The sequence below is a fragment of the Dactylosporangium sp. NPDC005572 genome (assembly GCF_040605515.1).
Lineage (GTDB): Bacteria > Actinomycetota > Actinomycetes > Mycobacteriales > Micromonosporaceae > Dactylosporangium.
Window position 1 is genome coordinate 1 of sequence record NZ_JBEXCY010000309.1, and the last position, 10,253, is coordinate 10,253.

At 73.3% G+C, this 10,253-nt stretch carries 11 protein-coding genes; 8 read left to right on the top strand and 3 right to left on the bottom strand.

Annotation, left to right across the window (positions count from 1 at the left end; genetic code table 11):
• Positions 1-206 precede the first annotated feature (206 nt).
• Positions 207-1,040 carry an IclR family transcriptional regulator gene (locus tag ABZS66_RS57700; RefSeq protein WP_354772863.1) on the bottom strand — a complete coding sequence of 278 codons (834 nt, stop codon included), beginning with the start codon at positions 1,038-1,040 and terminating at the stop codon, positions 207-209.
• A 105-nt stretch (positions 1,041-1,145) separates the two neighbouring features.
• On the opposite strand from ABZS66_RS57700, the gene ABZS66_RS57705 reads away from it, so the two are divergent.
• The 7 genes from ABZS66_RS57705 to ABZS66_RS57735 all read left to right on the top strand — a co-directional run bounded on the left by ABZS66_RS57705 (position 1,146) and on the right by ABZS66_RS57735 (position 8,514).
• Positions 1,146-2,447, top strand: a complete 1,302-nt coding sequence (locus ABZS66_RS57705) for an ABC transporter substrate-binding protein (protein ID WP_354772865.1) — start codon at positions 1,146-1,148, stop codon at positions 2,445-2,447.
• An 82-nt stretch (positions 2,448-2,529) separates the two neighbouring features.
• Positions 2,530-3,249, top strand: coding sequence for an ABC transporter ATP-binding protein (locus ABZS66_RS57710; RefSeq protein WP_354772867.1), 720 nt, complete (start codon positions 2,530-2,532; stop codon positions 3,247-3,249).
• Positions 3,250-3,331: 82 nt separating this feature from the next.
• On the top strand, positions 3,332-4,048 hold the full coding sequence (locus ABZS66_RS57715) for an ABC transporter ATP-binding protein (RefSeq protein ID WP_354772869.1): 717 nt from the start codon (positions 3,332-3,334) through the stop codon (positions 4,046-4,048).
• Positions 4,045-4,920 carry a branched-chain amino acid ABC transporter permease gene (locus ABZS66_RS57720; RefSeq protein WP_354772871.1) on the top strand — a complete coding sequence of 292 codons (876 nt, stop codon included), beginning with the start codon at positions 4,045-4,047 and terminating at the stop codon, positions 4,918-4,920. The genes ABZS66_RS57715 and ABZS66_RS57720 overlap by 4 nt, the downstream gene beginning before the upstream one ends.
• Positions 4,917-5,903, top strand: a complete 987-nt coding sequence (locus tag ABZS66_RS57725) for a branched-chain amino acid ABC transporter permease (RefSeq protein ID WP_354772873.1) — start codon at positions 4,917-4,919, stop codon at positions 5,901-5,903. The genes ABZS66_RS57720 and ABZS66_RS57725 overlap by 4 nt, the downstream gene beginning before the upstream one ends.
• A gap of 13 nt (positions 5,904-5,916) precedes the next feature.
• Complete coding sequence (locus ABZS66_RS57730; protein ID WP_354772875.1) at positions 5,917-7,386, top strand: aldehyde dehydrogenase family protein; 1,470 nt, start codon at positions 5,917-5,919, stop codon at positions 7,384-7,386.
• 333 nt (positions 7,387-7,719) lie between these two features.
• Positions 7,720-8,514 carry an SDR family oxidoreductase gene (locus tag ABZS66_RS57735; protein ID WP_354772877.1) on the top strand — a complete coding sequence of 265 codons (795 nt, stop codon included), beginning with the start codon at positions 7,720-7,722 and terminating at the stop codon, positions 8,512-8,514.
• Positions 8,515-8,632: 118 nt separating this feature from the next.
• Here ABZS66_RS57735 and ABZS66_RS57740 read toward each other — a convergent pair whose 3' ends face one another.
• Both ABZS66_RS57740 and ABZS66_RS57745 read right to left on the bottom strand, forming a co-directional pair.
• A complete protein-coding gene (locus ABZS66_RS57740; protein ID WP_354772879.1) occupies positions 8,633-9,070 on the bottom strand; it encodes a YdeI/OmpD-associated family protein in 438 nt (145 codons plus the stop codon).
• A 15-nt stretch (positions 9,071-9,085) separates the two neighbouring features.
• The gene (locus tag ABZS66_RS57745; RefSeq protein WP_354772881.1) at positions 9,086-9,481 is read right to left on the bottom strand and encodes a VOC family protein; all 396 of its coding nucleotides are present in this window, start codon (positions 9,479-9,481) and stop codon (positions 9,086-9,088) included.
• 81 nt (positions 9,482-9,562) lie between these two features.
• Here ABZS66_RS57745 and ABZS66_RS57750 point away from each other — a divergent pair.
• Positions 9,563-10,253 (top strand): sigma-70 family RNA polymerase sigma factor (locus tag ABZS66_RS57750; RefSeq protein ID WP_354772883.1); only part of this gene is annotated, 691 nt, incomplete at its 3' end.

The following is a 10,253-nucleotide window of genomic DNA, read 5'->3' on the forward strand; positions in this document are numbered from 1 at the left end:
CGCCGCCCGGGCGACGTCCCCGGCGGAGGCGAGCCCGGCGGTGCCGAGCGACTCGCCGGTCGCCGGCTCGACCACCGTGCGTGTGCCGCCGGTGCCGTCGACCCAGGCCCCGCCGACGAAGATCTTGCGCTCCCACTGTGCCGCGTCCAGGAACATGCCGCCGAGGTTAGGACCGCGATGTCCGCCCTATCAACACAGCGTTTCAACTATTCGAACACCGGCCGGTACCCCATGCGGGTCGAGATCTCGGCGGCCGTGCGCTGCAGCGGGCCCTCGAGGCGGGCGACGAGCGAGTCCAGCGACGTGGTCCAGGTCGTCAGGTGGGCGGCGACGTTGATCGCCGCTACCACGTGCCCGGTCCGGTCGCGCACCGGCGCGGCAATCGAGCGCAGCCCAGGTGCGAGCTCCTCGTCGCTGACCGCGATGCCGCTCTGGCGCACCCGGGCGAGGGCGGCCATCAGCTGCTCGCGGGCGACGATCGTCTTGGGCCCCCGCCGGGCCAGGTCGGTGCGGTCCAGCAGGGTGCGCAGCGCCACCGGCTCCCGGTGAGCGAGCAGCACCTTGCCCATCGACGTGCAGTACGCCGGCAGCCGCGACCCGACGTGCAGGTTGAGGTCGACGGCCACACCCGCGGTGCGGCGGCTGCGGCAGCGCTCGACGTAGACGATGTCGGGCCCGTCGAGCACGGCCATGCTCGCCGCGTAGCCCGTCTCGTCGGACAGCGCCTGGAGGTGGCGGTGCGCGACCCGGGTCACCTCCATCGACGACAGCGCGGCGAACCCGAGGTCGATGACCCGCGGGCCGAGCGCGTACTTGCGGGTGTCGGCGTCCTGCTGGACGTAGCCGAGGGACGCCAGGGTCGCGACGTACCGGTACGTCGTCGAGCGGTTGAGGCCGACCGCCCGGGACAGGTCGGCGACGCCGAGCAACGGGCCGGCGCTGGTGAACGCCGACAGGATCGCCAGGCCGCGTTCGAGGGACTGCGACAGTGCGGCGGGCGGGCCGGAGGGTTCGTCATCCGAAGCCGAAGCGGGGGCCATGCCCAACCGTAGCAACAGCGTTTCAATATTCGAAACACTTGATTGACCGTGCGGTACGGAGGCTCCTACATTCCAGCGCACCCAATCTCTTCTGTGGAGGAAGCAATGGGTGACACCCCGACCATCTCCCGCCGTGCCCTGCTGCGCACCGCCGCGCTCGGCGGCGCCGGTTTCGCCCTGTCCGCCTGCCACGGCCTGGCGGAGGAGGAGTCCACCACCGCCGGCTCCACCCTGAAGATCGGGTTCGTCAGCCCCCGGACCGGCCCGGCCGCCGGCTTCGGCGAGCCCGACAGCTACGTGCTCTCCCTGGCCCGCAAGGCGCTCGCGGGCGGCCTCACGATCGGCGGCACGAAGTACGCCGTGGAGATCCTCGACCGCGACGGGCAGTCCAACCCGCAGCGCGGCGCCCAGGTCGCCAACGACCTGATCAACGGCGACGGCGTCGACCTCATGCTGGCCACGTCCACGCCGGAGACGGTGAACCCGGTCTCCGACGCCTGCGAGGCGGCGGGCGTGCCGTGCATCTCCACCGTCGTGCCGTGGGAGGCGTGGTACTTCGGCCGCGGCGCCAAACCCGAGGACAAGCAGGCCTTCAGGTACACCTACCACTTCTGCTTCGGCGTCGAGCAGTTCCACCAGGCGTACGCCCACCTGTGGAGCCAGATCCCGACCAACAAGAAGGTCGGCGTGATGTGGCCCAACGACTCCGACGGCAACGCCATCCGCGCCGCGCTCGGCCCGCTGCTGCAACAGGAGGGCTACACGATCGTCGACCCGGGCGCGTACACCAGCGGTACCAACGACTACTCGGCCCAGATCGCGCGGTTCAAGGCCGAAGGGTGCGAGATCTTCAACACCTTCCCGATCCCGCCGGACTTCGCCACGTTCTGGCGCCAGGCGACCCAGCAGGGGTTCCGGCCGAAGATCGCCCAGATCGCCAAGACCGGCCTGTTCCCGTCGCAGGTCGAGGCGCTCGGCGACATCGGCGTCGGGCTCGCCAGCGCCGCCTACTGGACGCCGACCTACCCCTACACGTCGTCGCTGACGAAGGTCTCGTCGAAGGACCTGGCCGAGGGGTACCAGAACGAGTCCGGCAAGCAGTGGAACCAGCAGCTCGGCCCGAGCCTGGCGCTGTTCGACGTGGCCGCCGCCGCGCTGCAGGCGGTGGGCGACCCCCGGGACCGGGCCGCGGTCGCCAAGGCGATCGGCACCCTCGACGTGCAGACGCCGATCGGCCGCCTGCAGTGGGGCAAGGGACCCAACGGCAACGTCGTCGCCACCCCGATCCTCGGCGGGCAGTGGGTCGCCGCAGGCGCGGGGAAGTACAAGCTGGACTTCCAACTCTGCGAGAACTCCTCGGACCCGAACGTCCCCGTCGCCGCGAAGCTGAAGGCCTATGGCGCATGAGCGGTTCCGGAGCGAAGCGGAGGAGGCCGCTCATCATGGGCTCAGTTGGGAGCTCGTGTGACCGCAGCGAAGCGGAGGTCGCATGAGCCTCAGGGGCGACGGTGTCACCAGGCGCTTCGGTGACCTGCTGGTGCTCGACCGCGTCGACTTCGAGGTCCACGAGGGCGACGCGGTCGGCATCGTCGGGCCCAACGGCGCCGGCAAGACCACGCTGCTGAGCATCCTGGCCGGCGCGCTGCGCCCGACCGGCGGCCGGGTCCGGCTCGACGGCCACGACGTGACCGGGATGTCGCCGGCGAACCGCTGCCGTCGCGGGATCGCCCGCGCCATGCAGGTGCCGCGCCCGTTCGGCGGGATGACGGTGCTGGAGAACGTGTTCGTGGGCGCGAGCAACGGCGCCGGGCTCACCGGCCGGGCCGCCTCTGCGCGCTGCGTCGACGTCCTGGAGACCTGCGGGCTGGTCGAGCTGGCCAACCGGCGGGCCGACAGCCTCGGCCTGCTGCACCGCAAGCGCCTGGAACTGGCCCGGGCGCTCGCGACCGGCCCGCGCATCCTGCTGCTCGACGAGATCGGCGGCGGGCTCACCGACGCCGAGGCCGCCGACCTCGTCGTCACCGTCCGGCAGCTGCGCGAGCGGGGCATCGGCATCGTGTGGATCGAGCACATCGTCCACGTGCTCGTCCAGGTCGTCGACCGGCTCGTCTGCATGGACGCCGGCCGGATCATCGCCGACGGCGAGCCGCAGTCGGTGCTCGCCGACGCGGTCGTCGTCGACGCCTACCTCGGCAAGGCGGCCTCATGACCGGTTCCGGAGCGCAGCGGAGGAGGCCGGGCATCATCGGCTCAGTGTTGAAGTCATGCGGCCGGAGCGGAGCGGAGGGCGCATGACCCTGCTGGCAGTGCACGAGCTCGAGGCGCGGCACGGGCTGCTGCAGGCCGTCCGCGGGGTCTCGTTCGCCGTCGCCGAGCGGCAGGTCCTCGCCATGGTCGGCGCCAACGGCGCCGGCAAGTCGACGCTGCTGCGCACGATCGCCGGCGCGCACCGCAGCGCCGGCGGCACCGTCACGTTCGACGGCGCCGACATCACCCACCTGCCGGCCCACGCCCGCGTCCGGCACGGCATCGCGCTCGTGCCCGAGGGCCGCCGGCTCTTCGCCGACCTCACCGTCGAGGAGAACCTGCGGGTCGCCGCCCGCCGCGCCCGGCCCGGCCCGTGGAACCTCGGCGCCGTCCTCGACGCGTTCCCGGCGCTCGCCCCGCTGCGCACCCGCCGCGCAGCCAGCCTCTCGGGCGGCCAGCAGCAGCTCACCGCGATCGCCCGGGCCGTCGTCACCAACCCCCGGCTGCTCGTCGTCGACGAGGTGTCGCTCGGGCTGTCGCCGGTCGCCGTCGACGGCGTCTACGACTGCCTGCGCGTGCTGCGCGACGCCGGCACCACGCTCATCCTCGTCGAGCAGGACCTGCGCCGCGCCCTCAGCGTGGCCGGCCACGTGCTGTGCCTGCTGGAGGGGCGGGTCGCGCTGAGCGCCCCGACCGCCGGGGTGACCCGCGAGCAGGTCACCGCCGCCTACTTCGGACTGCACCGAGCGGAGCTGCCGTGACCTGGGTCAACGCGCTCGTCCAGGGGATCCTCCTCGGCGGCCTCTACGCGCTGTTCGCGTGCGGGCTGTCGCTGCTGTTCGGCGTCATGCGGATCATCAACCTGGCCCACGGCGACCTCGCCGTCCTCGGCGCCTTCATCGTCTGGACGGTCAGCACGCAGACCGGTATCGGGCCGTTCTGGGCACTGCTGCTCGCCCTGCCGGTGATGCTCGCCCTCGGCTACCTCCTGCAGCGCGCCGTCCTGGCCCGCAGCCTGCGCGGCGGCCCGCTCACCCCGCTGCTGACCACCTTCGGGCTCGGCATCGTCATCCAGAACGGCCTGCTGGAGGCGTACTCCCCGGACGTGCGCTCGCTCGGCGGCGCCGCCGGCGGCATCGCCACCGGCAGCTGGCGGCTCACCGCACAACTGTCCATCCCGTACATCGGGCTGCTCACGCTGGCCACCGCGGTCCTCGTCCTCGGCGGGCTGCACCTGGTGCTGCGGCGCACCGCGTTCGGCCGGGAGATGCGGGCGACCGCCCAGGACCCCGACACCGCCGCGCTCGTCGGCGTGCCAGCCCAGGCCGTCTACGCCCGCGCGACCGCGATCGCCGTCGCGACCGCCACCGTCGCCGGCGCCTTCCTCGCCGTGCACTCCACCTTCGACGCCTCCTCCGGCCCCACGCAGCTCATCTTCGCGTTCGAGGCCGTCGTCATCGGCGGGCTCGGCTCCCTGTGGGGCACGCTCACCGGCGGGATCGTCCTCGGCGTCGCGCAGACCGTCGGGGCGGTCGTCGACCCGCAGTACTCCATCCTCGCCGGACACCTCGTGTTCCTCGCCGTCCTGGCGAGCCCGCGCGGCCGGTCCCTGCTCACCCGGAGCGGCACATGACACAGTGGACGGTCCGCCGGTCGACCACCGGCACGCGGATCGCCTCGGGCGCCCTGGTGGCCGGCGGCCTGGCGCTCTTCGCGGTGCCCTTCGGGTTCACGGCCAACGTGGTACAGCAGCTGACCAGCCTCTGCATCCTGGTCATCCTCGCCGTCATGTGGAACGCCCTGGCCGGCTACGGCGGCCTGGTCTCCGTCGGCCAGCAGGCGTTCATCGGCTTCGGCGCCTACGGCACCGTGTTCCTCACCCAGCACGGCGTCGCCCCCTACCTGGCCGTCGTGCTCGCCGCGCCCGCCTCCGCCGTCCTCGCCGCGCTCCTGGCGCCGCTGCTGCTGCGGCTGCGTGGCGGGCAGTTCGCCGTCGGCAGCTGGGTCGTCGCCGAGACCCTGGCGCTGCTCGTCGCGCTCGACGAGGACCTCGGCGGCGGTACCGGCGTCTCGCTGCGCGGCCTGAGCTTCTACGCGCCGACGCTGCGCCGCGCCTACACGTACTGGCTCACGCTCGGCTTCCTGCTGCTCCTGCTGCTGCTCGTCGCGCTGCTGCTGCGCCACCGCACCGGCGCCGCCCTCCAGGCGATCCGCGACGACGAGGAGGCCGCCGCGTCGCTCGGCGTGCGCACCGGCCCGCTGAAGTTCGGCCTGTTCGTCCTGGCCGGGTTCGGCTGCGGCGCGGCCGGCGCGCTCATCCTGGCCAACACGCTGTTCATCCAGCCCCAGTCCATCTTCGGCGTCCAGTGGACCGCGTACATGATCTTCATGGTGCTCGTCGGCGGCCTCGGCACGTTCGAGGGCCCGATCCTCGGCGCCGTGCTGTTCTTCCTGCTCCAGCAGCAGTTCGCGCAGTACGGCGCCTGGTACCTCATCGGCCTCGGCGTCGTCGCCGCCGGCTTCGCGCTGTTCCTGCCGCGCGGCCTGTGGAGCCTGCCGCCCGGCCTGCGGCTGTTGCCCGTCGGATATGATCTGCGTCGGGAAAACCGCAGCTAGGAGCACCGACATCGTGACCGACCGCGAGCTGCCACTGGTGTCGCACCACATCGCCGGCGAGTGGGTGGCGTCGATCGGCGGCCGCGAGCACACCGACGACGACCCGTGGACCGGCCGCCCCCTGGCCCGGGTCGCGTCCGGCGACGCCGACGACGCGCGCCGCGCGATCGAGGCCGCACACGCCGCGTTCGACGGCTGGGCCCAGGCGCTGCCGGTGCAGCGGGAGCGGGTCTTCCGCCGCGCGGCGGTGATCCTGGAGCGCCGCCGCGGCGAGCTGCAGGAGCTGCTCGCCGCCGAGACCGGCTGCGGCGCCCATTTCGCGAACGTGCAGCTCGACTTCTGCCAGTCGCTGCTCGAACAGGCCGGCTCCCTCGCCTACGCGCCGACGGGGCAGGTCCTGCCGTCGGACGTGCCCGGCACCCGGGCCCTCGCGGTGCGCCGGCCGGTCGGCGTGGTCGCCGCGATCGCCCCGTGGAACGCCGCGCTCGTCCTCGCCGGGCGGGCCGTCGCCGGACCCCTCGCACTGGGCAACACCGTCGTGCTCAAGCCTTCCGAAGAGTCACCCATGTCCGGCGGTACCGTATGGGCCGAGATCTTCGCCGAAGCGGGACTGCCGCCGGGGGCACTCAACGTGGTGACCCACGCGTCGGGCGACGCCGGCATGATCGCGGAGGAGCTGGTCACCCATCCGCGCGTGCGGCGGGTCAGCTTCACCGGCTCCACCGTCACCGGGCGGCGGCTCGCCGAGCTCGCCGCGCGCCACCTCAAACGACCGGTCCTGCAGCTGTCCGGCCACAACTCGCTGATCGTCCTGGCCGACGCCGACCTCGCCTACGCCGTGGATGCCGCCGCGTACGGCGCGTTCGTCCACCAGGGCGAGGTGTGCATGTGCGCCCGCCGGATCCTGGTGGAGCGCGCGGTCGCCGACGAGTTCACGGCCCGCTTCACCGCGAAGGTGGCCGGCCTGCGGGTCGGCGACCCGCGCGACCCGGCCACGGTGATCGGCCCGCTGATCAACCAGTGGGCGCTGTCACTCGTCAGCCGGCGCGTCGACGAGGCCGTGGCGCTCGGCGCCCGCGTGCTGACGGGCGGCACGCCGCAGCCGCCCTGCTACCCGCCGACGGTGCTGGCCGACGTACCGGCGGAGGCCGAGATCGCGTTCGAGGAGACCTTCGGCCCGGTCGCCATCCTGGAGGTGGTGGAGGACCGCGACGACGCGGTGGCCCGCGCGAACGCGTCCCGCTTCGGCCTGACGGCGGGCATCCTGACCGGCGACACGTACCGCGCGCTGGACCTGGCCCGCCGCCTGGAGGCCGGCATCGTCCACGTCAACGACCAGCCCGTGAACGACGAGCCCCAGATGCCGTTCGGCGGCGTGAAGGACAGCGGCTGGGGCCGCTTCGGCCTGGGCTTCGCCGCGGAGGACTTCACGGAGCTGCAGTGGGTGACGCTCCGCGACACCCCGCGCGCGTTCCCGTTCTGAGCAGCTTCCGGCGCTCTCGCCACGCAATGACGACCAGCGTGACGACGATGGTCACTCGAGGACTCAGACGGTTCCGGCTGCCGCGCACCAGGCGACCCCAAGGTGTCCGCAACGGCGCGACAACGCTCGCTCGGCGGCGGTGACCGGCGCCAGACACGAACCTGCGAGGCGGGCTGCTGGTCGACCGCACCGATCTTCCAGCCCGTCAGCGTCGCCCTGCTACCGGCGCTTCGCTGATCTGCTCGTCTCGCAGGCACCTTTCAAGTTACCGCCGGGTGCGGACCCCGTGGGGTGAGCCGGTGGGTGATGCTGGTGCGGGAGTATGGTGCGGCGATGGATCGCACCGCGCTGGTCACTGGGGCTTCGTCGGGGATCGGGAAGGCGACCGCGGCCGCGCTGGTCGCGCGGGGCTACCGGGTCATCGGCACCAGCCGGCGGCCGGAGGCGGTCACCGCCGCCGCCGGGGTCGAGCTCCTGCCGCTCGACCTCGAGGACGAGGCGTCCGTCGAGGCGCTCGCCGAGGCCGCCGGGGCGGTCGACGTGCTCGTCAACAACGCGGGGGAGAGCCAGAACGGGCCGTTCGAGGAACTGCCCGGTGATGCGCTGCGCCGGCTGTTCCAGGTCAACGTGCTCGGGCCGGTGCGGCTCGCCCAGCTGCTGCTGCCGGGCATGCGCGAGCGGCGCCGGGGGCGGGTGGTCATGGTCGGGTCCATGCTCGCCTCGTTCCCGCTGTCCTACCGCTCGTCGTACGTCGCCTCCAAGGCCGCCCTGAAGGGGTTCAGCGACGGGGCCCGGCACGAGTACTCGCCGTTCGGGGTGTGGCTGACCACCGTCGAGCCCGGGTCGATCAACACCGGGATCAGCGAGCGGCGGACGAAGTACCTCTCGGACGCCTCGCCCTTCCGTGCGGACTTCGACCGGATGCTGGCCGCGCTCGACCGCAACGAACGGGCCGGCGCGCCGGCCGAGCGGGTCGCCGCGACCATCGTCAAGGCGATCGAGGCGTCCCGGCCCCGGGCGCACTACGCGGTCGGCAGCAACGCGGCGCTCGTGTTCCCGCTGCGGCGGCTGCTGCCGACGGCGCTGGTCGAGAAGGCCACCCACCGCCGCCACGACCTGCGCCGCTGACACGCTGCGCCCGCCGCCCGCACGACGAGGCGGCGTCGACGCGCCCCGCGAGCTGTTGGGCCGTCGCTGCGGATCGACGGGCGCATCCAGGCCTGCGTCGACGTGCCGGAAGTCCCCGCTATCGGTTCCGCAGCGCGGCGACGGCCTGCTCGATGCGGCGGGCGCGGGTCTCCGGCCGTTTTGCGCCCTCGATCGCCAGCACGTGCTCGCGGCGGTGGGTGTGCGCCAGGTTGTCCCACGCCGCGCGGGCCGCCGGGTCGGCGTCCAGGGCCTCGGTCAGGTCCTCCGGCTCGACCACCACGCGGGGTTCCGTGTCGAGCTGCAGGTCGACCTCGACCTCCTCGCCGACGACGAGGGCCGCGGCCTGCCGGTTGGCGTTGCTCAGGCCCAGCAGGTGGCGGCCGCGCATGATGGCGACCCGGCTCTTCCACGAATGGCCGTTGATCGTGATCGTCACCGGTGGGCGGGCGCCGCCGCCGAGGGCCTCCACGATCTGCGGGGGTACCTCCAGGCCGCGCATCCGCTCGTGCGGCTCGACGACGGATCGGAACCTCATGGTGTGCATCCTGCCTCACGCGGACCCGTACGTCGTGATCTTCCACAGATGGCCGTCCGGGTCGCTGCAGTAGCCGTAGTACCCGCCCCAGTCGGCGCCGGCCGCCGCCCGTACGACGCTGCCGCCCGCCGCCACCGCGCTGCGCATCGTCTCGTCCACCTCCTCGCGGGCGGCCGGGTTGAGGTGGAACGACACGCCGCGGAAGCCGGAGCCCGCCGACGCGACGCCGGCGTCCTGCGCGGCCGCCTCCCACTCGTACAGCGCCAGCTGCGGCGCCCCCGCCCCCTGGCTGAGTGCCACGAAGCCCGGGACGTCCTGGGCGACCGTGAAGCCCAGGCCCTCGGTGTAAAACGTCCTTGCCCGGGCCAGGTCCTGCACGCCGAGCATGACGGCGCTCATCGGCAACGACACGGTGCTCTCCCTGCTGCTGTCACATCGGCCGGCGCTCGCCGGTCAACTGGTATGACCGGCGGTGACGGAGGAATGTGACGGATGAGCGGACAGGACTGGCTGAGCGAACGGTTCGCGGAGCACAGGGAGCGCCTGCAGGCGGTGGCGTACCGCATGCTGCGCTCACCGAGCGACGCCGAGGACGCGGTGCAGGAGGCGTGGCTGCGGGTCAGCCGGGCGGACACGAGCCAGGTGGAGAACCCGGCCGGGTGGCTGACCACGATCGTCGCCCGGGTGTGCCTGACCATGCTGGAGTCGCGCCGGACCCGCCGCGACGAGCCGGCCGGGGAGCTTTCCGATGCGGCGGTACCGCACGCGGGCGCGACCCCGGAGGACGAGGCCCTGCTGGCCGACGCGGTCGGCGTCGCGCTCATGGTCGTCCTCGACACGCTGACACCGGCCGAGCGCCTGGCGTTCGTCCTGCACGACGTCTTCGGCGTGTCGTTCGGCGAGATCGCCCCGATCATCGACCGTACCCCGACCGCGGCCCGCCAGCTGGCCAGCCGCGCCCGCCGCCGGGTGCAGGGCGCGGCCGCGGCGTCGGACGCCGCCCGGTCCCGCAAGCGGGAGCTCGTCGCCGCGTTCCTGGCCGCGTCCCGCGGCGGCGACTTCGACGCGCTGGTCGCGCTGCTCGACCCGAACGCCGTGACCGGCGGCGTCCGCGGCGCGCAGGCGGTGGTGCCGCTCGCCGTGGCCGCGGTGAGCGCGGCGCACGGCCTGCGGGCCGGCCGGG